Annotated in this window: 25 protein-coding genes; 16 read left to right on the top strand and 9 right to left on the bottom strand. The window is 36.1% G+C overall.

Features of this window, described 5'->3' with window-relative positions:
• Positions 1-247: 247 nt before the first annotated feature.
• The 4 genes from CD112_RS04685 to CD112_RS04675 all read left to right on the top strand — a co-directional run bounded on the left by CD112_RS04685 (position 248) and on the right by CD112_RS04675 (position 4977).
• Entirely contained in the window at positions 248-1888 is a 1641-nt protein-coding gene (locus CD112_RS04685) for a BCCT family transporter (protein WP_002480145.1), read from the top strand.
• Between the two features lie 173 nt (positions 1889-2061).
• Complete coding sequence (locus tag CD112_RS04680; RefSeq protein ID WP_060804722.1) at positions 2062-2247, top strand: hypothetical protein; 186 nt, start codon at positions 2062-2064, stop codon at positions 2245-2247.
• Positions 2248-2845: 598 nt separating this feature from the next.
• Positions 2846-2950, top strand: coding sequence for a putative holin-like toxin (locus CD112_RS13950; protein WP_107529461.1), 105 nt, complete (start codon positions 2846-2848; stop codon positions 2948-2950).
• 569 nt (positions 2951-3519) lie between these two features.
• Positions 3520-4977, top strand: coding sequence for a carbon starvation CstA family protein (locus CD112_RS04675; protein WP_070462949.1), 1458 nt, complete (start codon positions 3520-3522; stop codon positions 4975-4977).
• 640 nt (positions 4978-5617) lie between these two features.
• Here the strand turns inward: CD112_RS04675 and trhO are convergent.
• A complete protein-coding gene (gene trhO / locus CD112_RS04670; protein WP_002480141.1) occupies positions 5618-6571 on the bottom strand; it encodes an oxygen-dependent tRNA uridine(34) hydroxylase TrhO in 954 nt (317 codons plus the stop codon).
• Between the two features lie 240 nt (positions 6572-6811).
• Here trhO and CD112_RS04665 point away from each other — a divergent pair, with 240 nt between their 5' ends.
• The gene (locus tag CD112_RS04665; RefSeq protein ID WP_103363942.1) at positions 6812-8005 is read left to right on the top strand and encodes a protein NO VEIN domain-containing protein; all 1194 of its coding nucleotides are present in this window, start codon (positions 6812-6814) and stop codon (positions 8003-8005) included.
• 73 nt (positions 8006-8078) lie between these two features.
• On the top strand, positions 8079-8351 hold the full coding sequence (locus CD112_RS04660) for a GNAT family N-acetyltransferase (RefSeq protein WP_002480140.1): 273 nt from the start codon (positions 8079-8081) through the stop codon (positions 8349-8351).
• 50 nt (positions 8352-8401) lie between these two features.
• On the opposite strand, the gene CD112_RS04655 is transcribed toward CD112_RS04660, so the two are convergent.
• The gene (locus CD112_RS04655) at positions 8402-9322 is read right to left on the bottom strand and encodes a TDT family transporter (RefSeq protein ID WP_103363941.1); all 921 of its coding nucleotides are present in this window, start codon (positions 9320-9322) and stop codon (positions 8402-8404) included.
• Positions 9323-9459: 137 nt separating this feature from the next.
• On the bottom strand, positions 9460-9939 hold the full coding sequence (locus CD112_RS13570) for a hypothetical protein (RefSeq protein WP_103363940.1): 480 nt from the start codon (positions 9937-9939) through the stop codon (positions 9460-9462).
• A gap of 234 nt (positions 9940-10173) precedes the next feature.
• Between CD112_RS13570 and CD112_RS04645 the strand changes: the two genes are divergently transcribed.
• A complete protein-coding gene (locus CD112_RS04645) occupies positions 10174-10455 on the top strand; it encodes a GNAT family N-acetyltransferase (RefSeq protein ID WP_070462933.1) in 282 nt (93 codons plus the stop codon).
• Positions 10456-10614: 159 nt separating this feature from the next.
• Here CD112_RS04645 and CD112_RS04640 read toward each other — a convergent pair whose 3' ends face one another.
• Positions 10615-11541, bottom strand: coding sequence for a VOC family protein (locus tag CD112_RS04640; protein WP_103363939.1), 927 nt, complete (start codon positions 11539-11541; stop codon positions 10615-10617).
• 516 nt (positions 11542-12057) lie between these two features.
• Between CD112_RS04640 and CD112_RS04630 the strand changes: the two genes are divergently transcribed.
• From CD112_RS04630 to CD112_RS04615, 4 genes are all read left to right on the top strand, one after another.
• Positions 12058-12663, top strand: a complete 606-nt coding sequence (locus CD112_RS04630; RefSeq protein WP_002480135.1) for a DUF4004 family protein — start codon at positions 12058-12060, stop codon at positions 12661-12663.
• A 5-nt stretch (positions 12664-12668) separates the two neighbouring features.
• Entirely contained in the window at positions 12669-13394 is a 726-nt protein-coding gene (locus tag CD112_RS04625) for a hypothetical protein (protein WP_070462928.1), read from the top strand.
• 146 nt (positions 13395-13540) lie between these two features.
• On the top strand, positions 13541-14950 hold the full coding sequence (locus CD112_RS04620; protein WP_103363938.1) for a sodium:solute symporter family protein: 1410 nt from the start codon (positions 13541-13543) through the stop codon (positions 14948-14950).
• The gene (locus tag CD112_RS04615; protein ID WP_002480132.1) at positions 14928-16061 is read left to right on the top strand and encodes a M24 family metallopeptidase; all 1134 of its coding nucleotides are present in this window, start codon (positions 14928-14930) and stop codon (positions 16059-16061) included. The genes CD112_RS04620 and CD112_RS04615 overlap by 23 nt, the downstream gene beginning before the upstream one ends.
• Positions 16062-16123: 62 nt before the next feature.
• Here the strand turns inward: CD112_RS04615 and CD112_RS04610 are convergent, their stop codons facing one another.
• From CD112_RS04610 to CD112_RS13565, 3 genes are all read right to left on the bottom strand, one after another.
• Entirely contained in the window at positions 16124-16339 is a 216-nt protein-coding gene (locus tag CD112_RS04610; protein WP_002480131.1) for a hypothetical protein, read from the bottom strand.
• Between the two features lie 59 nt (positions 16340-16398).
• A complete protein-coding gene (locus tag CD112_RS04605; protein ID WP_103363937.1) occupies positions 16399-17580 on the bottom strand; it encodes a YbfB/YjiJ family MFS transporter in 1182 nt (393 codons plus the stop codon).
• Between the two features lie 176 nt (positions 17581-17756).
• Positions 17757-17906, bottom strand: coding sequence for a hypothetical protein (locus CD112_RS13565; protein ID WP_002480129.1), 150 nt, complete (start codon positions 17904-17906; stop codon positions 17757-17759).
• 191 nt (positions 17907-18097) lie between these two features.
• On the opposite strand from CD112_RS13565, the gene CD112_RS04600 reads away from it, so the two are divergent.
• Both CD112_RS04600 and CD112_RS04595 read left to right on the top strand, forming a co-directional pair.
• The gene (locus tag CD112_RS04600; protein WP_070462834.1) at positions 18098-19177 is read left to right on the top strand and encodes an aldo/keto reductase; all 1080 of its coding nucleotides are present in this window, start codon (positions 18098-18100) and stop codon (positions 19175-19177) included.
• Between the two features lie 186 nt (positions 19178-19363).
• Positions 19364-19852, top strand: a complete 489-nt coding sequence (locus CD112_RS04595) for a DUF4064 domain-containing protein (RefSeq protein WP_002480127.1) — start codon at positions 19364-19366, stop codon at positions 19850-19852.
• 67 nt (positions 19853-19919) lie between these two features.
• Here the strand turns inward: CD112_RS04595 and CD112_RS04590 are convergent, their stop codons facing one another.
• Together CD112_RS04590 and CD112_RS04585 are read right to left on the bottom strand one after the other, a co-directional pair.
• Positions 19920-20333: a hypothetical protein gene (locus tag CD112_RS04590; protein WP_002480126.1), complete on the bottom strand. Its 414-nt coding sequence runs from the start codon at positions 20331-20333 to the stop codon at positions 19920-19922.
• A 257-nt stretch (positions 20334-20590) separates the two neighbouring features.
• Positions 20591-20776 (bottom strand): hypothetical protein, encoded by a 186-nt coding sequence (locus tag CD112_RS04585; protein WP_002480125.1) that lies wholly within the window; start codon positions 20774-20776, stop codon positions 20591-20593.
• A 91-nt stretch (positions 20777-20867) separates the two neighbouring features.
• On the opposite strand from CD112_RS04585, the gene CD112_RS04580 reads away from it, so the two are divergent.
• The 3 genes from CD112_RS04580 to CD112_RS04570 form a co-directional block, all read left to right on the top strand.
• Entirely contained in the window at positions 20868-22919 is a 2052-nt protein-coding gene (locus CD112_RS04580; RefSeq protein ID WP_070462836.1) for a Mur ligase family protein, read from the top strand.
• 283 nt (positions 22920-23202) lie between these two features.
• The gene (locus CD112_RS04575) at positions 23203-24171 is read left to right on the top strand and encodes a YSIRK-type signal peptide-containing protein (protein ID WP_159081723.1); all 969 of its coding nucleotides are present in this window, start codon (positions 23203-23205) and stop codon (positions 24169-24171) included.
• A 213-nt stretch (positions 24172-24384) separates the two neighbouring features.
• The coding region (locus tag CD112_RS04570; RefSeq protein ID WP_180991548.1) for a fibrinogen-binding adhesin SdrG C-terminal domain-containing protein at positions 24385-25523 on the top strand (1139 nt) is incomplete at its 3' end.

The raw sequence follows: 25523 nt of genomic DNA, 5'->3' as shown, positions 1-25523 counted from the left end.
TTATTATATAAATAACTAAGGGTATAAATTATAAAATATATATTGTAATATGTGAAAATAAATGAAAACTTGAGGTTATCATCTTTAAGTGTCTGTAAGGCTGATATTAAATTCTCAAAATGTTTCGTAATAAAAATTAAATAATGATGTAAATGTTTTTAATGATGAATTGTGATTATGTTCTGTTTATGGTTTAATGAAACAAACGCTTATATGAAACAAGCGGGAAGGGGATTATTAATTTCACATGAAAACCAGGAAAGAAAAACATAGAAATATAGTTTATTTCACTTCGGTAGGGATTATCCTGCTGGCGACATTAGTTGCGGGCATTTTCCCGAAACTATTCGGAAAATATGCGCAGAGTACGTATGATGTCATCGCAGGGGCATTTGGATGGCTCTTCTTAGTCATTATTGTCGTACTGGATATTTTCTTAATCGCTTTAGCCGTTTCACGATACGGCCGCTTCAAACTCGGCGCAGATGACTCTGAACCAGAATTCTCATTCATGTCTTGGATTGGGATGTTATTCTCAGCAGGACTTGGTGTTGGGATTGTCTTCTGGGGTGTAGCAGAACCGCTGACACACTTCTTACACGCACCATTCCCAGGTGTTAAAGATCAATCTGCAGAATCTGCACGTTTAGCTATGGGTTATACCTTCTTCCACTGGGGTATCTCACAATGGTCTATCTTCGCAATGGCAGGTTTAACAGTAGCGTACTTCCAATTCCGTAAGAAACGTAACGGATTAATTTCTACAGCTATGGAACCGGTCTTTGGCGAGGCTTATCCAAGACCTTTACGTAACTTGATCGATATTCTCGCAATTATCGCGACAGTTATGGGGATTGCGACATCTATCGGTTTAGGTATTATGCAAATCAGTGGTGGATTAAATCATGTCTTTGATGTACCGAATACAAATGTGACTAAAGTAGCGATTACAGTCATTATGGTATGTATCTTCTTAGGATCAGCACTTACAGGTTTAAACCGAGGTGTTAAATGGTTGAGTAATATCAATATCGGACTTGGGGCAATCTTATTGATATTCATCTTAATCTTTGGTGATTTAAAATTCGTGTTAGAATCTTATACACTTGCGATTTCAGATTACTTAACACACTTCATTCAATATAGTTTACGTATCAATCCATACACAGGTGATAACAGTTGGGTTCAACAATGGACAGTCTTCTACTGGGCATGGGTCATTGCTTGGTCACCATTTATCGGTGGTTTCGTTGCCCGTGTATCACGTGGACGTACAATTCGTGAATTCGTCATTGGTGTATTAATCATTCCACCATTAATTTCATTCACTTGGATTGCTGGATTTGGTGGTACAGCATTAAAAATTGCGTTAACACAAAATACAGGTATCGAGAAAATTGTAGATAAAGACTATTCAGTCGCATTATTCGAGTTGTTGAAACAATTCCCAATTTCAGATATCACAAGTATTCTAGCCATTGCCTTAATCTTTATCTTTATTGTGACAAGTGCTGACTCTACAACACACATTGTCGCAAGTATGGCGACAGGCGGGGTTGATAACCCTAACGTAAAAGATAAAGTTATTTGGGGCTTATTAATCGGTGCGATTTCAGTCACAATGACTATCGCAGGTGGTTTAACAAGTTTACAAACTGCTTCACTTGTGACAGGCTTACCATTCTCTATCATCTTAGTGTTGATGATCTTTGCGATTATGGGTGCCTTACGTCGAGAACCGACAAAACACTTCCAGATGTCATATATTGATGATGAAAAAGACTTCTCTATACCACTAGAGAAACGTGAGAAAGAAATTCAAAAAGAACAAGAAGCGCAAGAACAAGCGCGACAAGAAGAACAAGAGAACCAACATAAAGAAGATTAAAATTTAGAGATAAAGTGATAGCCGCTTCGCACGATGAGTGTGTGAAGCGGCTATTATTTATTGTATGATTTAAATAACTATTACATATTCTAATAAAAAGTGAATGCATCTAATCAGTTAGGAGAGCATACTTAATCAGACAAAAAAGCTTAGAGAAAGAGAGAAGTACAGCTATGATTAAAACGTTAAAAATCATCGCTTTTATTTTTTCAATTAGTTATTTAACCCTATTTATTACCAAGTTTGTTTACCAACCTATTTTAAGTGAAAAGATTGAAGGTTTCGCAGCATTAATCATTATAATACTGGTTCTGGTAATTGCGGTAAGTGAGAAATTAAGTAAAAAAGACAAAGCATAAAACGTTTCGCGACATCACGAGGCGTTTTATGCTTTTTGTTTATTCTGATAATGAATGATTCCATAAGCAATTAATATCACCCATAATAAAATATCAAAAGGATGAAGTAATGCCTGAAGGACAGACTTATGTTCAATAAAAATACTATCAAGTATCTTAAAGATTTGAAGTAGAATCATCGCAATAATGACATAATACAAAGGCTTTCGCTTAACGGTACAGTAAATAATAAAGCTTAAGACAACTATGGGAATAAGGATAACGCTCAGTGTATAAATCATATGTATGCATGCCTTTCTTTATCTAAACTTATAAATAGCGTCGTTTTTGATTTGTGAATACAATCACCTACTCAGATATTTAACTTAGACATATACTGTCATCTTCATAAAAATATTTGTAAAAATTGCAAGTATATTTATATGTAAGTGTACTTGCAATTTGGCTATAAAAATAAAGAATTTTATTATGTCATAATGTAAAGTAAATTGAACCATAATATAATAAATGCATGAGAAAGTTGAATAGATGGTGGCAAATCTAATTTAAAGGAGGTGATGCCTATAGTATCGCTGAATTTAGAAAGGAAATGCCTTAAATGACAACATTTGAAGTCATAGTATTGCTACTGGCATTTGGTGAATTTATACTAAATCTAGTCTCTACTATTACGAAACTTGTTGAAAAAAGAGATAAAAAATAAGCCATCTTTCTGCTTTGACTAAGGAAATGGCTTATTTTAAAAATTTTCTATGTCACCGTCTTTGAAACGGTCTCAAAGAGTCGTGTACGAGCACGGCTCTTTTTTATTACATTTATATTATCGCACAACACGCATAAGAAGTACAACTAGAATAGTTTATGAGTTACTGAATTTAGAAAGGAAATGCTTTATGAGTGTATTTGAAGCTATAAGTATAATGATTGCGTTCTGTGATTTGCAGTTCACAATTCTAGTATTTATCTTTTTGTACATTTCTAATAGAAAAAAATAAACCATCTACAAACTTTGACAAGTCAGATGGTTTATTTTTTAACCTTCAATGTGTCACCGTCTTTGAAACGGTCTCAAAGAGTCGTGTACGAGCACGATTATTTTATAACATAAATTTATTATAAACACAATAATAAACAGTGTGTAACAACTATTTCTAGCTAAACATTTCACAATCTTGTGACAAATAAAGAAATGTGGTTCAATTAAGAAAACGCTTTCATAAGGTTGTCACATCTGAACTACAGGGAGAGAGATAGAAAAAGGGGGATTGTGAAATGATTACGTTTATTGTTTCAATCATTTTACTAGTTATTGGTTATTTCACTTATGGTAAGTACATTGATAAGATGTTTGGACCGAAAACAGGAAGACCGACACCAGCACATCATCAAAGAGATAATGTAGATTTTGTGCCGATGAAGACATCGTCTAACTCGTTAATTCAATTACTGAATATTGCTGGAGTAGGTCCAATCTTCGGACCAATTATGGGAGCATTGTATGGACCGGTCGCATTTTTATGGATTGTTTTAGGATGTATTTTCGCAGGAGCCGTTCATGATTATTTAACAGGTATGATTTCTATTCGAAACAAAGGGGCACATCTGCCTGAACTTGCGAGTAAATTCTTAGGGAAGGTCATGAAGCACTTCGTTAATATCTTCTCGATTTTATTGTTACTGCTTACGGGGACAGTATTTGTGACGAGTCCAGCGTTATTGCTTCATAACATGATGGACGGTCGTATTGCGTTAGGTATTATTATCTTTGTTATTTTTGTTTACTACATTCTTTCAACGATTTTGCCGATTGATAAAATTATTGGACGTGTTTATCCAGTCTTTGGAGCGTTATTGTTAATCAGTGCGGTCGCAATGGGCTTTCGTTTAATTCAAACAGGCGCACCGATTCCAGAGTTAAGTTTAAAAAATATGCACCCTGATGGCGCACCGATTTTCCCGCTGTTATTCTTTACGATTACATGTGGCGCATTATCAGGTTTCCATGCGACACAAACACCGATTATTTCACGTACTGCGAACAATGAAAAGAATGGCCGCTTTATCTTCTATGGCATGATGGTTGCAGAAGGAGTTATCGCGATGATCTGGGCAGCGGCAGGTATGAGTTTATTTAATGGTTATCAAGGCTTGCAAGGAGTGCTTGCGAAAGGGGAAGCAGCACTTGTTGTGAGTGAGGCATCTCACTTATTGCTTGGTTCTGTTTTAGGTACAATTGCGGTGTTAGGTGTGATTGTCTTGCCTATCACAAGTGGTGATACATCATTTAGAAGTGCACGTATGATTATTGCGGATTACTTGAATGTCAATCAACGTTCTCTAGTTAAACGTATTATCGTTGCAGCACCGCTGTTTATTATCAGTTTCGGCTTAACACAAATTGATTTCACAATTCTATGGCGCTACTTCTCATGGGCAAACCAAACAACAGCAGTGGTTGCATTATGGGTCGGCGCAATGTATCTATTGCTAGCTAAGAAGAACTTCTGGGTAGCAGCTGTACCTGCGACATTCATGACTTGGAATATCTTTGTCTATATCTTAAGTCAGAAAATTGGTTTCGGTTTAAATTTAACACTTAGCTATTATTTAGGTGCTGTATTAACATTAATTTGGATTGCTTATTTCATTTATCAATACAAGAAAGTGACAGCAGGTGTGAAATTTGAGTTAGATCATCCAGTCGTGTCACAGCGAGATGCGGCAGTCTAACAAGGTGTCTTAAATAGATTAGTTCAACCCGTACTCTTCGAAGGGTGCGGGTTTTTAAGTTGTACTAAAATAATGTATTCACTTTAGACACTTAAGCAATATTTATATACATTTAGGAAATTTTAAACGCCATTGCGTTACCTTATGATAGAGTGATGAACGTAAGGAAGGTGACTTAAAATGGCGCACAGTATAAAGAGTCAGTTCCCTACCAAAAAGAACGTGTGATGAATGGTTATGTATTATTGTTATTTAGTATCATAATTATCATGAATCGTTTACTTACTTATGCATTAACAGAAGATTTTAAACAAACCTTACTGTCTTATTTCTTTTCCATTCAAATAATGTGTTTAGTTACATATACCGCAATTTTGTTTAGGTTGAAGGATAAGAAAGAAATACGAGTGTTATGGTAATATTTATCTTTTTGTACATTTCTAATAAAAAAATAAACCATCTACAAACTTTGACAAGTCAGATGGTTTATTTTTTAACCTTCAATGTGTCACCGTCTTTGAAACGGTCTCTAAAGCATCGTGTACCAGCACGGCGCTTTTTATTTTCATCTATATTATGACACAATTTAAATATAGACATAAAAAAGATGGGTACTGAATACCCATCGCGTTTTGAATAATTATTGGTGGACCGTTTCTTTAAAGTTTTCTAAACGGCGTTCTTTTTCCTCATCACTGAGATTGTGTTTCGCTACATAGCGATTACGTTCGTGCTCTGCACATTCTTTACAGCAAGCACCTAAATAACGGTGTTCGTTTTCTTCTGATACTAAGATTTGTTTATTACATTCAGGGTTGCTGCAGTTGATATAACGTTCGCATGGTGTACCATCGAACCATTCTTTACCAATCACTGTTTTTTCTACTTGGTTAACATCTACACTGATACGTTCATCGAAGACGTACATTTTACCGTCCCATAATTCACCTTGTGTTTCAGGGTCTTTACCGTACGTTGCGATACCGCCTTCTAATTGTGCAACATCTTCAAAGCCTTCTTTAAGTAAGAAGCCTGAGAATTTTTCACAACGGATACCGCCTGTACAATAAGTGACAATCTTCTTATCCATGAACATATCTTTATTGTCTCTGATCCATTGTGGTAAATCACGGAAACGTGTAATGTTTGGACGAACCGCGCCACGGAAATGACCTAAATCAAACTCATAGTCATTACGTGCGTCTAAGACGATAGTGTCTTCATCATCTAATGCTTCTCTGAATTCTTTAGGTGATAAATATTTACCTGTTGTCTCACGTGGATCAATATCATGTTCTAAATCAAGTGCTACGATTTCATGTCTTGGACGTACATGCATTTTCTTGAATGCATGGCCTTCTGCTTCATCAATCTTGAATGTGATATCTTTGAAGCGTTCATCTGCACGCATATGTGCAATATAAGCGTCTGTGTCTTCTTTTGTTCCTGATAACGTACCATTAATCCCTTCAGTAGAGACTAAAATACGGCCTTTTAAATTGTGTGCTTTACAGAACTCTAAGTGTTCTGCCGCATACGTTTCTGGGTCATCTATAGTGACATATTTATAATATAACAATACTCTATAATCCATATTATGATACTCCTCAATCTTTCTATCTATTTCTCATTATAAAGGAAAAAGCTAAAACCTAAATGATGCATTAGACCTATTTTTTACCGATAAGCATTATTTTCCATTGTAATAGCTTAACAAATCATTGTAAATATGCAATAAGTTTGTTTGTGAACTTAAATTCGATTAATGGTTATGAACGATATGGATGGCTAATATAACTATGAACACCAAAATTCTAAACAAAGGAGCAATTGTATGAATATTGATAGTTATATCGCAAAGTTCCTTATGGAAGATCATGAAGATCTTAAACAAAAACAGCAGATGATTGAAGTCTTTAATAAAGAGTTTACGAAAGAAAAATTAGAGCGTTTAACTTATGAAGATTATGTATTGGGAAAAGATAATTATAATGCTTATAGCTATTGGCTGGAGTATAAACTGCATAGTATAGGATCAATTAAAGGCGGAGCGGTAACTAAACATGGTGTTTGGTTCAGTAAAAAGGAAAATAAATTGAAGTGGACTAAATGGTTTGAACAATCTGGCTACGAACCTATTGAACTGGTGAAAGATTTATTATTAAAACTTAGAAATCATGGAGACCATATGAGCTTTGAAGAAATAGAAAAAGAACCTGGCTCAACAACACTGAAATATAAATCATTATACTTATTTTATCCGGATAGGTTTCTTCCAATGTTTTCTGAGTTTTTATATGATTATTATTTAAAGAAAAACGGTATTTCCATTGAAAATATGAAAGGTCTAGGTCAAAAGCAAGATGCGCTACTGAAATGGAAAAGTTCATATGAATTACTCGATAAAATGTCTCCTGCAGTATTTACAAAGTTTCTGTATTATTATTTTGGTAAACCTAGGAAAGAAAAAGATAATAGTAATAAAGTCTGGATAGATGGTGGAATCATAAATGAAGGTGTGCAAGAAAAATGTTTAGAACATTTGAAATCTAGTTATAAGGTGAATGAAAATCCACAAATACAAAATCGAAGTCCAATAAGAACAGGTAAGAACGCTGCGCCGTATAAACCAGATTATGACAGTATTAATCAGAGGCGTTCTTTAATAGGTGAAACCGGCGAAAGAAAAGTGATGCAATATGAAAAGGACAGATTGAAAAACAGTCAACACAGAGAGAGTATTGAGCATGTTTCAAAAGATAATGATGGTGAGGGTTATGATATCATGTCTTTTGAAGAGAATGGAGATCCTCGTTATATAGAAGTTAAGACAACTACAAGCATAAATAATGCGGATTTTTATTTAACCAGAAACGAACTAGAAACTATGGAAAAGCATGAAAATTATTGGGTCTATGTGGTAACTGGTATTTATCAAGATGAGCCTGTCATTAGTCCATTCGAAAAATCAAAGCTAAAAGAATTAGAGTTAGTTCCAGTTTTATTTAAGGCGGCTATCACCTTGTAGAGCTTCACTACATTTGTTTTTCACACAAACGGGTATAATAACTATATATAGAACTTTAAATGAGGTGAGATACATGGCAGAGATTAAACATGGCAACAATAAATTTTATGTTGGTGATGAAACGAAACCAGATGCAGAAATGGATTATACAATGAACGACGATGTGATGACGATTACGCATACAGGTGTAGATCCAAGCTTACGTGGACAAGGTGTAGGTAATCAATTAGTCCATGCCGGTTTAGAGTATGCGAAAGAAAATAACTTAAAAATTGATGCACAATGCTGGTTCGCAAAAGCATTTATTGAAAATACAGATGACAAAGATATTTTGGTAAATAAATAATAATGAGTGTATAAAAGAGGCGCGTTAGTCTGAGGACTAGCGCGCTTGTTTTATGCGTTAAAGATGTGTTTTGTATAACGGAAATAGACCCACACGATGACACATCCCGCAAAGGTGATTTCAATCATCGCAAGGATTCCAAGCATTTCCTGGGAAATACCAGGGAGGTCTAATTGTGTATAAAGATGATACGTTGAGGCAGCAGTAACAGCCCACGGGAAAGTCAGTGCAGCATATGCGGGTTTGAATCGTTTCTCAATGATTTGAGGCAAGAAGATAACTGAGAACACAAATAGAAATTGCGCAATGACGAAATAAAACAGAATATAGCTGACTGATAAACTTTCAGTATAAGATAAATATGCATTTAAACATAATGATGCAGGTGCACTAATAATGACTGCCATCGGTAATTGATCTTTCGGATAATAATGCCACATTCTTTCAAGTAAAATAAACGCTAAAAGAATCCAGAATAAGACTGAACTGAAATCTATCGCAAAGATACCGATTTTAGCGTAAAACGATGAAGCCGTCTCACCAATCACGCCGATACCGACAAACATCACAAACCAACTCGTATTTGGATATGTGCGGTGTTTTATAATGAAATAAACGATAAACCAAATCATTAAAATAATATGTAGTAATACAGCACCTATCCAGAAACTTGTGAGTATTAGGTTATTAATATGGAATTGTGATTTTAAAATTGAAGCGAGTGTCATGAACCCCATAGGTAATGCAGGCATAATCGCAAAAGTATTACTGTCCTTTAATTCTAAGCCTAATGCTTTTGGAAAGCGTATCAACTTAATAAAAAATAAAACCAGGCAAATACTACCTAGAGTAGTTGCTAATAAACCTAGCCAAGCTAAGTGGATTTGAAATAAAATGTGACTAAAAGTAAATGTACCTAAAGCTAAACCGCAAATCGCGGCAGGTACGTTTTGAATCATGGATTTAAACATATATGTAGCCTGCCTATTCTCTCTCTTTGTATGTTCAAAGTATAGCACTGCTTATATGATTAAGAAACAGAGTGAAATGTAGATGATTTGAAAAGATAACAAAATAGAGAGAACCTTTTGAGTCCTCTCTATTGAGATTAATGTCCTTGCCCTTGTGGTTGATGCGCAGGTTGGGCTGGTTTTTGTTGTTGAACAGGTTGTGGCTCTGGTTGCGGTTTCGATTGTGCTTGTTGGGGTTGTGGTTTTGATTCTGGATGTGACCCGCCACCTTCGCCAGGTTTATATTCTTTTGTTTCTTCTTTTTCTTGTTTAGGTTCAGGTTTTTCTTCAGGTTGAGGTGCTTGATAGATATGTACAGTTGATTGTTGGACCTCATGATGTACTTGTTCCTCTACCACAGGTTCTTCTGGCGCTTCTTGCTTATGTTCTTTTTTCTCTTTTTTCTCAGTTTTCTTCTCTTTTTGTTTTTCTTTATTTTCATAGTATTTCGCAGCATCTACTTGATCGCTGCTGTGATGCTTATATTTATCATAAGCAATCATTCCAGTGACAATGACAGCTGTCACAAGCAATGCAGTGACAACGACTGCTAGAATACGTTTGATAGCTTGAAACATGATGTTGGCTCCCTATATCTATAGTTTTATCTTGGTGCTTGGTGTATATCTTCATTCTAAGTTTATAGAATTGCCTTACGCTTTTCCACTCTTTTTATATTAAATGAACGTTACAATATTAAAACGAATAGAGATTAAGTAGATATTTGTCATTGTTAAATCATTCGTTGTGTTTAGAAAGAGAAGTTAGTGGTATAACTTTTATACCAACTTATTTGAAAGTGAGGAGATAGTATGGCAGAGATTAAACACGGACACAATAAATTCTATGTAGGTGATTCAGAAGAAAATCCAGATGCAGAAATGACATATGTACCGACAGGCAAAGATAAAATTATTATCGATCATACAGGTGTAGGTGAAAGTTTACGTGGACAAGGTATTGCGAAGCAGTTAGTTGAAGCGGGTGTAAATTATGCACGAGAAAATGATATTAAAATTTTAGCCACTTGCCCATTCGCTAAACAAGTATTAGAAGAGACACCAGAGTATCATGACGTCTTACTAAAAGGTTAGTCTTAGGTATGTCTTAAAACTCCTGTAATGACAAGGGTTAGTGTGTTTGAGGTAAGTGTAAAGAAGCGCTGAGATATGACGCCCCAGCGCTTCATTTTAATGCAGTTTTATCTTGATTCCAGTTGGCGAATATTACATATAATCTTTAGATTTTCTAACTTAAATTTCTTCTAACTGGTTTTCAATTTGTTCACGTTTGTGTTCTAAGAAGTCAGGTAATGCGAGTTTGCTGCCTAGATTTTTAACGTCTGTGTTGACCGTAAAACCAGGTGCTTCTGTCGCGAATTCATATAAAATTTTGTTGTTACGATAGTAGATAGATTTAAAGAAATAACGGTCAATAATACCTGAAGTACTGCCAGGCAATTGTTCTAATTTATCTAATAATGTTTCTAAAGCTTCATCAGTTGGCACACTCACTGCAATATGATGTACATAACCACGTCCAGGTTTTACACTTTCACCTTGTTCTTCAACTAAGACAAAGTCTGTATAACGTCCATTAGGATTTAATGTATAGACATTATCATCGCCAAAGTGTGCGTGATAACCTAATGTGTTGGTTAGAAAGTCGATAGTAGGTTGTAAATTGCGTAAATGTAATTCTACAGGTCCCATTCCTAAAATTTGAAATTCTTGAGGTACATCTGTATAAGGATTCGCATGCCAAGCGTTAGGAACTGCGTTGTCACCATTGACCATGAGCATTAGTTTTAAGCCGTCAGAATCTTCAAAAGCTAATGCTTGTTGTCTAAGGTATGTGATAGCTTCTGTTTCAACTTGATTCTCGTCCAGACGTTCTTTGAAATAATCTAATGCTGCTTTATCAGGTACGAGTAATACTAAACGTTCAATACTATTAGTACCTGAATGATGTTTTCCTAACATTTTCATTTCAAAGAAAGTTAACAAAGTACCTGGTGCACCTGTTTCATCCCCATAGAATAAGTGGTACATCGATGGATTATCTTGGTTCACAGATTTTTCAATTAGGCGTAAACCTAAGACTTCTGTATAAAATTGTTTATTTTCACGCGCATCTTTTGTGTACATTGAGATATGATGATGTCCTGTAATCAGCGTCATACTATCCCTCCTATTTATCTAGTATATTTTTTATACCTATATCATAACCGTTCCATTAACATAAAGAAAGTTTTATGTTTCTTTGTATAAATTTACCCCAACTTTTGACAAAACACGCAAACCTTAAGTTTTTGCTTTGAGGATAATCGCGTTATCGGGCATAATAGAAGCAAATACCTAAGAGAAATAGATGGGGTGAAACGATGAACTTGGTGAAAATATCGCTGCTGATTGCGTTAATGTGCTTGTTAGCATTGATTGAAATGATAGTCGCATCAACCATAGGACTAAACTATATCGTGGCTGTACTCATCACGATAGTTATGGTGGTATGTATCGTATTAATCATACTCGAGATATTTAAAGGTAGAAGGAAACAATAGTTAGCTAAAAAGGAACCTGATCCAGCCAGTTTGCGTATGCATCCGTCTAGGTCAGGTTATTTTTTATGGGAAAATAGCGAAAACACTCGTACATGTAACAGTGTTATGTTACATTATGATTAGGAGGATAATTATGAAAGAACAATTAATCAGCAAAAAAGACTTATTAACAGAATGTGGCATTACTTACGGCCAATTGTATCGTTGGAAACGTAAACACTTAATTCCAGATGAATGGTTCATTCGTAAATCTACTTTTACAGGTCAAGAAACGTTCTTACCTAAAGCCAAAGTCATTAAAAGAATCGAAGATATTCAACGTTATAAACATGACTATGTCTTAGATGATATGGTCAAAATGTTCGCAGATGACGGTTATGAACCAGAAATTGAATACAAAGATAATGACACTTTGATTCAATCATGGGCAGGTTTCTTTTATCGCGAAGTCGGTAAAGTCTTGTTAGAACAATATCCGCAAGATCAAGCGGTTTATGTGGGTACCATTTTAGATGAAGTGGTAACACGCAGTATTGTCTCAATGGAAGAAGCACAAGATTTACAGGCGTTTTTACTAGAATATAGTGAAAATGATAAAGAAGCAGAATTATATATCTGTCGTAAATTCGGAATCACGTTTTATTTGCTGGTTGAACAAAATACGCCGATTAAAATCGATGACAGCGTAAGAGTCTTAGAAACAATCAACATCCAAAACCTATTTAAGAAAGAAGTGTAAACATCATGAGTCAGTCCATCAAAGGCATGGGTAAGAAGCAATTAGAAGACAGTGAATATGACGCGATTACTTTATTGGGAGAAGTTCAATTTCCATTTGAAACCAGTGTTAATAACATTAAAATGACGGGTGAAATTACCGCATCAGACCAAGTCAATGTAAATAAAATCAAACTGATAGGTAATTTCACTGGTCGTAAAAATGTACATGTAACAACAGCTTCTATTATTGGTGAAGTTGAAGTAGAAGAAGATTTAACATTTGAATTACTTAAAGTGACAGGAACTGTTGATGTCAAAGGTCATTTAAATGGTAAAAGATTGAAACTTCTCGGGGTACTTGAAACAGAAGGTAATTGCGAAGTAGATGAACTTGAAATCGATGGTCAAGTTAAAGTAGAAGGAATGTTGAATGCAGATACTGTTGACGTACATGTTCGACAAGATAGTTATGTTCGCGAAATTGGGGGCAATGTGATTCACATACGCAAACATGATGGGGAAAAGAAGAAGTTTAAGTTTATAACTGTCATGACTTCTCAGTCAGATTCTGCATACTTAACTGCTGAGGTTATTGAAGGGGATCGTATAGAAGTCGACCGTGTTAAAGCGAAAGTCATTCGTGGAGATCATATTATCTTACACGAAGATGTGGAAGTTGAAACGATTGAATATACAAAGACCTTAGAATGCGCTCAAGCAGCACAAATCGGTAAAATTACGAAACTATAAATTGTATTTTTAGACGTATTCTTCCTTAAAATATCAGAATAATTAGATTGTTGTTACTATTGTTTTAATTTTGTGCTAAAATTAATCTTTATTCTTAAGCTAATCGTTGAAAAACGGTTAGTTTTTTATATACAGGGGGGAATATTATGGGATTTTTTGCTGAACCAATTTTAATTTGGTTCGTCATTGGTTATGGGGTATTGATGGTTGCATTAGGTTTTGTGTATTCAAAGAAAGTAGAGAGTAATGAGGACTTTATTCTCGCAGGTAAATCACTCGGGCCAGTCGTATTAATGGGGACATTACTTGCGACATGGGTTGGTAGTGGTTCTGTCACAGGCGGCCAAAACTCGCTGGCTTATAGTTTTGGATTATGGCCGGCAGTCGGCTATGCGATTCCGAGTATCATCGGAATAGGGACAATTTTTATTATTAGTTCGAAAGTCAGAAACTATGGAAAATATACTGTAGCTGAGATATTAGAGATGAAATATGGAAAGGTCGCAAGTTACTTTGCGGCAGTCATTATCATTTTGGCGTTTGTAGGGATTGTCTCGTATCAATATCAAGGACTTGGCTATGTATTGCATGTTTCAACAGGTATTTCAGTAGAACTCGGTACTATTATTGCGGCAGTGATTATTATTTTACTTGCGACTATGGGCGGTTTGATGTCAGTCGCACCAACAGATGCGTTAAGTGCATTCTTAATTACAATTGCGTTGATTATCGCAGTACCTGTCGCAATTGCGGTCGGTGGCGGCTGGGATACTATTTTGTCGAATGTACCGAAAACACATTTGAAACCAATGGGAACATTAACTATTGTTCAAATTTTAGGTTTCTATATTCCAATGTTGTTCTTACTATTAGGTGATCAGAATATTTATCAACGACTGGCGTCATCTCGTGATAATAAAGTGACACGTATCGGTACGATTGGTTGGATTGTCGGTTTGTTAATCGTGACACCACTTATTTCGTTACTCGCATTTATTTCTCGTTCGATTTTCCCGAAAATTGAACCAGGAATGGCTTTGATTGCGTTAACGAGTCAATTGCCGATTGTGATTGGCGGTGTGCTCATTGCAGCACTTACTGCGTTTATTACTACTACAGGAAATTCATATTTATTATCTGCTGCGACAAGTGTCATTTATGACTTGTTCGGGGATAACTTTAAGTATAAGCATGAAAATAAGATGTTATTGATGACAAGAATTCTTGTACCGATTTTAGGTGTGATCGCATTCTTATTAACAATGTACTTCCCATCAGTGTTATCTGTTCAAATGTACGCTTATACCGTATACGGTGCAGGAATTACACCGGCATTATTAGCAGTGTTTATTTATCCGAAAGTCACGAAAGCAGGAGGCCTTGCTTCAATGGCAGTCGGTTTAGTAACAACACTGATTTGGGAACTTGGTTTTGTTCAAAGTACAGGTATTAACTCTGCGTTAATTTCTGTGCCGCTGGCGATTATTGTGTTAGTAGTTGTGACATTATTTACTTCTAAAGGAGGCAACCAACGTGAACTTGAAACAACGTCTTGATGCGTTTAGAGAAACGATGAAACAACAAGACATCGATTTAAGTATTGTAATGAATTTTGAGAATCAAATGTATTTTACTGGCTTTAAAGCTGTCATTTATTCGCGTCCAATTATTTTATTTATTTCCCAGGAAAACATTGAAGTAATTGCGCCGAAACTAGAAGAAGCGCATTTCAGAGATAAAACGGGTATTCAAGATATCTATACGTATACTGAAATTCCAGTCACAGATGATGTTCCGACACATTATCAAACAGTCTTTAATGACTTATTAGAAAAATATCAAAATGTCTCAACGATTGGGATTGAAACAGGCTTCTTACCCACACAATTTTATTTAGATATTGTGAGTCATAACTTTAAAGTGAAAGATATCGGTCAAGCATTAGTAGAACAACGAACTTATAAATATGAAGATGAACAACAAGCTATTAGAGAGAGTGGAGAAATTGTCAGTCAAGCCGTGGCGCAAACGATTGAACATGCGAAAGCAGGTTTGACTGAAATGGATATTGATAACTTTGGAAACAGTTATTTATTCGACACGATTTCTCAAAATTATCCAGATGCGGAATTTGGATTTTTTGTAATGTCACCTTCAGGTATCAAACGTTCTACAATGCCACATACATTCTCTAATACGAAACAAATTCAACAAGGTGATGTGATTGTACATAGCCGTCAATTAGAGTTGAATGGATATCGTGCAGAATGTGAACGTACTTTCTTTGTTGGCGAGCCGACTGATGAACAGCGCCATGCATTTGAAGCGATGGTTGAAGCGCATAAAGCTGCGTTAGACTTTATTGAAGTGGGTGTAACCGCAAATGCGGTCGATCAAGTCGCAAGAACAATTCTTGAAGCGGAAGGTTATGGTGACTATATCAGCCATAGAACAGGTCATGGTATAGGTATTGGACAACATGAAGAACCCTCATTGCGCTTTGATAATGAGCTAGAGTTAAAAGAAGGCATGGTCTTTTGTGTAGAACCAGGTATTTATATTCCAGGTGTCGGCGGCTTCAGACATTCTGATACGGTTATCTTGAAAAAAGAAGGAACAGAAGTTGTCACAAACTATCCGCATGACTTAGAAGATTTGATTAAATAAACAATGCATAATTAAAAACCTGTGCTATCGTGTGATGGCACAGGTTTTTCAAGTTTCAATGATTATTTGCTTCGTTCTCGTAATAATAGACCAAGTAATGAAAATGAAAAGACCGCAAAGACAATGTTCATAATAGATAATACTTCAATAATGACGATGTCTTTACCTAAACGTTCAAACGCTCTGTTTTGAAGTTCTTGGTCTGTTGTGAAGCTGTCTTCACTAATACGTGGGTCTTCAGTTAAATCTTCTTTCATTCTTTGTTTTACAAAAGGCATTGTAACATCCTCCTTTGTTAGTAGTTACATTCCCTTTTGATAACCAGACAAAACTTTACTTATTGAATCGCTTCTTTATTTAATGCACGGTAACTGATCCAGCTGCTGATAAGACCGATAATTAAAATAGCTGTCGCAAATAACAATGCTGCATTATAATTGCCGGAATCACCAATAAGATAGCCTGACACAAACGGCGCAATCATTTGGCCGATACTGTAAATAACAGTTAATGTAGCGATAAAGTTAGACTTACCGCCTGTCTGAAGCATCAACATTTGCCCCTTAGACATGAAGAGTGTTGTTAGACCTAAGAATGTACTGCCGAAAATTAACGAGCTGATGATTAAGCTGACAATATGGTGTGAAAACACTGGTAAAGCGACACTGATGATTTGTAGACCAAATGCCATATAAGTTGCTTTACTATAATCCATTTTCTCCGCAATCATTGACCATACTACTGTAGAAGGGATAGCCCCTAAGCCGACAAACATCCAACTGAGTGCTGCATATTCAGAGAAAGCAGGGATTGATTTAATGATTGCGACTAAGAAAGTTCCGGTAATAATATAGCCTGCACCTTCACAGAAATAAGCAATAGAGAACCAGCGCATAAATGTTTTATTGAGACGGAAGGGTGTCTTAGAAGTCGCTTTATGATGCGCTTCAGCATTAATATCTGGGTTTTCTCGCATAAAGAAAATAACCAATAAACTTAACGCTAATGAAAAGAGACCAAGGATAATCCAAGTCATTTTCCATGAGTTGAGGTCTGTGTAGAAGAAGACAAAAATACTGCTTGAAAAGAGTCCGATACCAACAGCGCTATAGAGTAAACCTGAAATACCTTCTTTATGTGCTTGTCTTAATGCTTCTAATACGACGTTAGAGGCTAAGACAAAGACTGTTCCGCTTGTGAGTCCTGCGATTAAACGCAATATGGACCATAAAATGAAATTTGAGGTAAACCCCATAAAAATTGTAGAAAGCACGTTTAATACTAAATAAATTTTCACATCGACGACTTTACTTTTAATAATCCAAAACATCGGAATAATCGCACCGATTAAATAACCGAGATAATTAATCGTCGCAAGTAAGCCAGCCCCTTTACCATCCATGTGTTCTGCTTGCTGCATAAACGGTAAGATAGGTGTATAGGCAAATCGACCGATGGCCATTACAATAAATAATGATGCCATCCCAAGTAATAACTGACGATGTGCGTGTTGTGACATGGCATTCACCCCTGAAATTTGATAGATGACCTCATTATACGCCTCAATATACTTTAATAATAATGATGATTCATGATGTTTAACATAAGTAAAAGTTATCATGCTTATAAAAAATAGACCACTTTCTATTGAAAGCAGTCTATCTATAGTTAAAGTAGGGTTGTTAATCCAGTTTATTATTTCTTGTCTTCTTTTTTATCGTCTTTGTTATCTTTCTTATCTCCGCCTAATTGATCTTTAGCGAATTCTTTACCTTTTTCAATATACTCATCTTTATGTTCGTTTAAGTGATCTTGACCTTTTTTCTTAATATCATCAAAGTTCATAATCAAATTCCTCCTTAAAAATTAAGTACAGTTATGTGTTACCCCACGTATAGAACGTGAAACATATTAAGCGTAATTCTTTTTTAATTATCGTACACTGCCTAATTTTATTATAGATTTTAAGCTTATAGCATTTAAAATTCTTCTTTAAAGGGAATTACATTATTAAGTATTAAAGGAGGAGACAGATTATGGATTATACAACACTTGGTAATTCAGGATTAGTCGTTTCGAAATATGCGTTAGGTTCTGTTCCATTCTCCGCAACGAATGGTTTTGAAAATGCGGGTGGTGTAACAGAGAAAGAAGCGGCATACTTTATAGACTATGCTTTAGAGCAAGGTATTAACCAATTTGATACAGCAAACCTTTATGCTAAAGGTGATGCAGAAATTGCGTTAGGAAAAGCAATCAGACATCACAGAGATGAAATGGTCATCAGTACCAAAACAGGATTCCCATACAACGATATCGCAAATAATGTCGGTGCATCTCGTTTGAATATAGAGCGTTCGATTGACCATTCTTTAAAACGTTTAGGTACAGATTATGTTGATTTATATTACATTCATACATGGGATGGACAAGTGCCTGTAGAAGAAACGATTCAAACGATGAATGATTTAATTCGTAAAGGTAAAATTCGTTATTGGGGTGTATCTAACTATAGTGGTTGGAATTTAGCCAAGACCTATACACTGGCGGTAGAAAATAATATGGCACCGCCGATTGCGCAACAAATCTATTACACGCCTGAATCAAGAGAAGCGGAATATGAATTGTTGCCTGCAGGTACAGAATTAGGTGTCGGCAATAGTATCTGGTCGCCTTTAGGTGAAGGATTACTTACAGGCAAGATTACCCGTGATAAAAAAGGCGAACCCAATACCCGTCAAGGTGATGGATGGGCTGAGCCTTATGTAAAAGATCATGAGTTGTTCTATCGTTTAATTGAACTTGTACAAGAAATAGCACACGCACACAATGCGACAGTGCCACAAGTGATTTTAGCTTGGTTGAGAGAACGTCCAAACGTGGATTCAATTGTCTTAGCTGCACGTAATCAAGCACAACTGAAAGAGAATATTGCATCTTATAATCTGAAACTTACAAAAGAAGAACACCAAATGATTACGGATTTAACACAGCCACAACCGATTTATCCACTATGGCATCGTGCGATGAATTCAGCTGCACGTGGTTCTGAAGCTGAAAAAGTATATTTAGAAGAATATAACCGTTTAATGAATCATAGCGATACGTTACTTTAAATCAGTGAAGTACTGTAATTTAAAAAAGAATTTTAAGAAACAAACATTTGTATTTATTGAAAATGTAAAAGATGTTGAAGATTTTAAGTAGACTATGGACGTATAACTCATGTATTAGTATACTAATGATAATTGTAAGCTTATAAAATTTTTAACAATACTAAAGAGATAGGGGGAGGGTTTTATATGATCAAACGAACAGGTGAGCATGTCTTAACATGGATTGGTGTCGGAATCGGTGCGTTAATCGTATTATTTGTGGCTTTAATGGTTCCATTAATGCAAAGTGATGACTTTGTAGCAGGTATGCAGCAAAGTGATGCCAGCTTAACGTATGAAGAAATCTCACAAGTAGCTTCAGGTATGCAAGTACTCGGTACTTTCGTATTAGTGGCTAATGTGATTGCGGTGATTTTAGCTATTGTCGGCGGAATCTTTATTAGCAAGAAAGCAAAAGCAGCAGCTATCTTATTATTAATCGCAGGTATCGTGGCATTACTATGTAACTGGATTTCAGCGATTCTTTGGATTATCGCATCTATCATGTTATTCAGCAGAAAACCAAAAGCAGCTTCATTAACTCAAGATGGTTACTATAACTATGATAAAGCGAATGAATTCGCACAAGAACGTTCACATGAACGTACAAGAGAAGAAGATCCATATAAATACTAATTCAATCAATATTTAAGCCGTCTCATACAGAGGCGGCTTATTTTCATTTAAAATGAAATTATTGATTCTAATACCATAAATTTTTCTCAAAGCGCAGAATGAAAACGACTAAGAAGATGAAGATAGTGTGACCTATCATCCAAACAATATAATCAATCCAGTGAAATTGGTAGATTGGGTTAATAGACCAAGTAATAAGTGAAGGATAGATAACGGCAAATAATACGATAATAATCAGAATACCTGCTGGATAGACGTAAGAGTCCCGGATGGCTTGAAAGACGACATATATCATTGTGGTAAAGACAATATGTAAGATGAATTTAAGCCCAAAGCTCACATCAAAAAAGCCTGGCACAAAATCCACATTTAATAATAAACTTGCGAGATGATGGGTATAAAATAAATCGGTCAGGCTGAATAAGCCGAATAAAAAGACAGATAAAATTAAAATGGACATTGCGTGGTACAGTACTTTCATAAATGACGCCATCCTTTATTAAGAGGTAAGTTTTATTGAGCGTATCATACTTTTAGTAGATTTAGAAAAGTTAAAGTGAGAATAACGTCAGTAATATAAATGTTTATTAGGTGGCATATAACTTAAAAAATTGGCAACCTATTAAACATGTGGCAACGCTGGAAGTAAGGAATACATACACAGACTTCCAGTTGCACGACACACACATGGACTTTGAATATGATATAGTAACGTTAATTATTTACACCTACCGATAATTAGAAAAAGAAGTGAAGTAATCTGTACAGCGCAAGTCCTAAAACAACTAATAGAACGATGAGTCTGGGTTTGGTAAAGAGTACACTTCTCTTTGGTTTTTCCTCTTTATCAGGATCATAGTTTCTCAATTCTTCTTCTATTTCCTGATTAATCTCATCTAGACTTTTATCTTTCTCTGTGGTCATTGCTGAAAGCCTCCTGTAAATTGTTAAGATTATCTATACAATAAACCATAAGGTTGAAGCAATGCAAAACTATTACTTTTTGGAGGTCATCATGTATACATTAGAAACGATTGCACAAATCTTAGATACAGAACTACTTGATGCACAAGGAAAGGAACAAAATCCTATTGATGATTTTGAATATCAAATGCTGCATGTTAAGTCAGAATCAACCGCATTCATCTCTATCAGTGAAGCATCATGGAAACAATATTTAAAGAAATCAAAAGTGATGAAAGATGGTAATGCGCAAATCCCAAAAGATGTTTCAAAGATTGGTTTGATTATTACTGAAACCTATGTAGAAGATTTAGCACATCAAATCCCGCAAATTGTAGTGAGAAATGCGATCAAAGCTATGAAAATATTAGCCTTACATATTCGAAAACATTATCATAATCCAGTCATTGCGTTGACAGGCTCCATGGGTAAAAGCTCGACACGCTTAATGTTAAGTGCGGCATTACAACCTTATAAAGTCCAACAAAATAGAGGGAACAGTAATACACGTAGTGCCATTTATTTGCATATGTGTAAATTAGCGTCTAATCCAGATATTGCAGTTTTTGAAACGTCTTTAAATGCATTGAATAATCGTGGAAATATGGCTGAAGTATTGAAACCACAAATTGCGATTGTCACAGGAATCGGCTCTGCACATCTATCCACTATTGGTTCAACGGAAGAAATTGTAGCTTTCAAATCAAGGATTTTTGCGGGATTAAATCAAGACGGTATCGCGATTTATAATGGTGACACACTCCATCAAAATGAGCTGAAACAAGCTGCATCAACTCATACTAAACATGTATATCGTTATAGTACTGAAGATAATTCAGCAGACATTTATACGACACAAATCAAACCTGTGAAAAAAGCAGTAGAAGTGACAACGAATGATGGTTATCAATTTGAAGTGCCTTCTGTCAGTAAGGGCATGGTTGAGAATGCTTTGGCAGTATTATTAACGTTGAAACATTTGAAAGTTGATGTAAAACAACAGTTGAAACAGTTAGCGCAAACTCAACTTTTTAAGAAGGTCTTAGAATTCAGACCTGTGAAAAGTCTGCATGAAGAAGCTACGGTACTTGATGATACGCATAATGCTTCTTTGCCTGCAATGTTGAATGCGATTGATGCGTTTAATTCACAAGCGCCATTCTTTAAAGGACATAAAATTATTGCGTTAGGTCAAATCAGTGATTTAGGTGAGCAGACTGACCGCGTGCATGCTGAATTAGTGCCTGCCTTAGAACAGTCTGAAGCGGATTATATTTTATGTATGGATCAACCATTACGTAAAGTAGTGAATAAAGTTAAAGGTAAACATATTACGTGGTATCACAATAAAGATTTAATGTTGAAAGATTTATGTTATTTGATTAATCAGGATGCTTTAGTGTTGATGAAGTCTTCTGTAACTCAAACAGAGTTTCCCAAAGTCGCAAGTCAGCTTCAAAATGCTTTGCTGCATTATGAGAGAAGCGGGGACGAAGAGAAGCATTTTGAAGCGGCTGCTAGTCAAGGGCGCGCATATCTTATTTATAATTTAGAAACTGATCAGATTGAAACGCAATCTAATCGTTATGGTTCAGCCACAATAGAAGGTTTGACACCGATTATTTACTACCTAGATGCAAAACAACGAGAAGTTCAAAATTATACGGTTACTCTCAAACAATGGCCCACAAACGATGACACTTACTATGAAGGTATGCAGCTTTCGTGGGGTGATCTAGTAGAAGCCATGACTGACGCACCATATCCATCGTTAGTCTATCAATTAGCACACGAACTGTATCCAACGCATCAAGCAAGAAAAAAACATGTGCAAGAATTGGTTAAACAATTAAAAATGTCTGATTCTGTAGCGATTAACTTAACAGGACGTTTCAGAATGAAAGAGCGTCAAACGTTCAGTGTAGATGACTTACTCGCCTTATTAAAATATGGACAAAACCAATTATTTGAGAATGATAAAGGTGGAATAGTCATTGGTGAATACGGTCGTCATGGCATTTTAAAAGAAGGTAAGCAAGTTATTATTTTCACAGGATTTGAAAGTGAAGATGAAGCAAAATCATATTTATCAAGAAAAGTCTGAGGTTAGCCTCGGACTTTTTATTTTATTCTCAAAATGGATTTTGAATTAAAATGTGATTTATGGTAAAACTATATTAGTTTTAAAATAATCGGTAGGTAATTTATAAATAAAGATGAGTTCTATATAAATATAAATCTAACCAATTGCATGGGATTAATCAAACTTGGACAAAATGTGTCTGAAAAATAAAAACATTGTCAAATTAATGCAAAATTGTTTATTTATTGCTCACTTGTGTAACATAATAGGGTAAGGCCTTACAAAAATAAGTAGGAGGGATTTCTTGAATAATCAAGACTTTTTCAACAAACGCAATCGTTATTCAATTCGTAAAATCACTGTAGGGGCTGCCTCAGTTATTGTAGGGGCAACATTATTTGCGAATGCGAATGACGCACAAGCCGCAGAAAATACTACAAGCGGTGAGACAACGAACGTCACTACAACTACAGAGTCAACACCACAAGAACAAACTCCGACAACTGACACAAAAACACAAAGCACAACGACAACTGAAACAACAGCTACACAAGATCAAACACCAGCTCAAGATACATCAGCAACAAATACAACTGATGCAAAAGCAGAGCAAACTGTAGCAGGGGAACAAGCATCAACTGATTCTACCCAACAGTCGACAGAAACAACTGCACCAAAAGCAGATGCACCAGCAACTACAGAAACAAAAACACCAACAAATGAAACAGCTGCAGATACAACTGCGACTGAACAAAATACAACAGCTAAAGAACAAGCACCAAAAACTGATGCTCAAACAACAACAGATACAAATACAGCAAACACAACTACAACTGAGCCGAAAACAACTGAATCAAATACTGACCAAACAGTTGATAAGCAAACATCAACAACAAATACATCAGCACAACAAGAATCACAATCAACTCCAGATGCTCAACCAACACAGGAAAATGCATTGAATGCTTCAACACCTGTTGCGCCAGTTGAAGCTCCAACAACAGGCACAAATGAAACAACAACAACTGGTGATACAGCTGCACAAAATGCAACAGCACCAGCTAATGAAACAACAACACAACAAGCGCAATCTGTTGAACCACAACAAGATGCACAAACAACTGCACAAGCACCAGTATCAGATGCTGAACAACCAGCATATGATCCAAATGCAGCGCAATTATCTGATGCAAACGCTACTACAGCAGCAACAGTAGGTGACACTTCAAATACAGCTGATCCAGCAGATTTGAATCAATCAGTACAAGATTAATCAAATCAAAAAGATAGTTCTGAAGTACTTGCAGCACCAACAAATACAACTGCAACACGTTCAACTGAACAACCTACACAAGAAGGAGCTGCACAAACATTTGCACTAGCGCAAGCAGCACCGACTGGCAACAATGTTGATGGAGATGTAACAGCTTCAAATATTCAAATCGGTCCAAACTCAATTCAAGCGAACGATAGTGAATCAACATATATGTCAGCTGATTTAGCAATTGCTGACAGTGTTCAAGCTGGAGACTACTTCAATGTTCAATTCCCAGAGTACTTGAACTACTACGGAAACAGTACACCAAGCAGTTCTAAAATTCCTGACTTGATGAATGGTACTGAAGTAGTTGCAACAGGCGCATTTAATCCTGATTCAAACTCACTAACATACACATTCTCTGATTATGTTAATAATCACGATAATGTAACAGGTCATTTTGAAATCCCATTATATGCGGATAGACAAGCTGCACCAACAGACGGCACATACCCAGTACAAACAAATGTAGCTGGTGAAACATACAGTACTGATATTGATATCAATATCAGTACTTCAGATTCACCATACCCATCAAACGTAGATAGCTTTATCACTACAACTGATAGAAACACTGGTGAATATAGACAAATTGTATATGTAAACCCACAAGGTAAACAATCGTATAATGCGACAGTGAACTTATACAATTATTGGCCAGATACAGCTGACGGCACACCAGCTCAAAGTTCAGCACAATTAAATCCAGATGTGACAAACTTCAAGATTTACGAAGTGAGAAATGGTGAACAACTGAACCCAAGTTTCTACGTAGATGAAAACAATCCAAACTTGGTAGACGTTACAAATAATCCAGATGCGATTTACAACTTCAACCCACAATATTCAGTAGATGAAAATGGTGGAGAAGTTCTATCACTAGATTTCCAAGACTTAACTTCAAACGGAAGTCGCTATATTATTGTTTTAGATAGCGTGGCTCAAGACGGTTCACGTGAACAAATCAAAACAAGATCAGAAATGATTTCAGATGCGACAAATGATGGCCAAGGTCATACTTACTACACATGGGATAACTACAACGTTTATAATAGTGGTTCTGGTGAAGCAGACGGTGACGATACAGACGCCGATGCTGACGCGGACGCAGATGCCGACGCAGATGCCGATGCAGATGCAGACGCTGATGCCGACGCCGACGCAGATGCCGATGCCGACGCCGATGCCGATGCCGACGCCGACGCCGACGCAGATGCCGATGCCGACGCGGATGCTGACGCAGATGCCGATGCCGACGCCGACGCCGATGCCGACGCTGACGCAGACGCCGATGCCGATGCCGACGC

The sequence above is a fragment of the Staphylococcus simulans genome (genome assembly GCF_002902285.1).
Classification (GTDB): domain Bacteria; phylum Bacillota; class Bacilli; order Staphylococcales; family Staphylococcaceae; genus Staphylococcus; species Staphylococcus simulans.
Note: the sequence above shows the minus strand (reverse complement) of the source record. Positions and strands in the feature narration are given on the sequence as shown.

Bases quoted from the DNA above. Each gene is read 5' to 3' on its own strand.
- CD112_RS04685 (WP_002480145.1), top strand. From the start codon at position 248: ATGAAAACCAGGAAAGAAAAACATAGAAATATAGTTTATTTCACTTCG.
- CD112_RS04680 (WP_060804722.1), top strand. From the start codon at position 2,062: ATGATTAAAACGTTAAAAATCATCGCTTTTATTTTTTCAATTAGTTAT.
- CD112_RS13950 (WP_107529461.1), top strand. From the start codon at position 2,846: ATGACAACATTTGAAGTCATAGTATTGCTACTGGCATTTGGTGAATTT.
- CD112_RS04675 (WP_070462949.1), top strand. From the start codon at position 3,520: ATGATTACGTTTATTGTTTCAATCATTTTACTAGTTATTGGTTATTTC.
- trhO (WP_002480141.1), bottom strand. From the start codon at position 6,571: ATGGATTATAGAGTATTGTTATATTATAAATATGTCACTATAGATGAC.
- CD112_RS04665 (WP_103363942.1), top strand. From the start codon at position 6,812: ATGAATATTGATAGTTATATCGCAAAGTTCCTTATGGAAGATCATGAA.
- CD112_RS04660 (WP_002480140.1), top strand. From the start codon at position 8,079: ATGGCAGAGATTAAACATGGCAACAATAAATTTTATGTTGGTGATGAA.
- CD112_RS04655 (WP_103363941.1), bottom strand. From the start codon at position 9,322: ATGTTTAAATCCATGATTCAAAACGTACCTGCCGCGATTTGCGGTTTA.
- CD112_RS13570 (WP_103363940.1), bottom strand. From the start codon at position 9,939: ATGTTTCAAGCTATCAAACGTATTCTAGCAGTCGTTGTCACTGCATTG.
- CD112_RS04645 (WP_070462933.1), top strand. From the start codon at position 10,174: ATGGCAGAGATTAAACACGGACACAATAAATTCTATGTAGGTGATTCA.
- CD112_RS04640 (WP_103363939.1), bottom strand. From the start codon at position 11,541: ATGACGCTGATTACAGGACATCATCATATCTCAATGTACACAAAAGAT.
- CD112_RS04630 (WP_002480135.1), top strand. From the start codon at position 12,058: ATGAAAGAACAATTAATCAGCAAAAAAGACTTATTAACAGAATGTGGC.
- CD112_RS04625 (WP_070462928.1), top strand. From the start codon at position 12,669: ATGAGTCAGTCCATCAAAGGCATGGGTAAGAAGCAATTAGAAGACAGT.
- CD112_RS04620 (WP_103363938.1), top strand. From the start codon at position 13,541: ATGGGATTTTTTGCTGAACCAATTTTAATTTGGTTCGTCATTGGTTAT.
- CD112_RS04610 (WP_002480131.1), bottom strand. From the start codon at position 16,339: ATGCCTTTTGTAAAACAAAGAATGAAAGAAGATTTAACTGAAGACCCA.
- CD112_RS04605 (WP_103363937.1), bottom strand. From the start codon at position 17,580: ATGTCACAACACGCACATCGTCAGTTATTACTTGGGATGGCATCATTA.
- CD112_RS13565 (WP_002480129.1), bottom strand. From the start codon at position 17,906: ATGAACTTTGATGATATTAAGAAAAAAGGTCAAGATCACTTAAACGAA.
- CD112_RS04600 (WP_070462834.1), top strand. From the start codon at position 18,098: ATGGATTATACAACACTTGGTAATTCAGGATTAGTCGTTTCGAAATAT.
- CD112_RS04595 (WP_002480127.1), top strand. From the start codon at position 19,364: ATGATCAAACGAACAGGTGAGCATGTCTTAACATGGATTGGTGTCGGA.
- CD112_RS04590 (WP_002480126.1), bottom strand. From the start codon at position 20,333: ATGAAAGTACTGTACCACGCAATGTCCATTTTAATTTTATCTGTCTTT.
- CD112_RS04585 (WP_002480125.1), bottom strand. From the start codon at position 20,776: ATGACCACAGAGAAAGATAAAAGTCTAGATGAGATTAATCAGGAAATA.
- CD112_RS04580 (WP_070462836.1), top strand. From the start codon at position 20,868: ATGTATACATTAGAAACGATTGCACAAATCTTAGATACAGAACTACTT.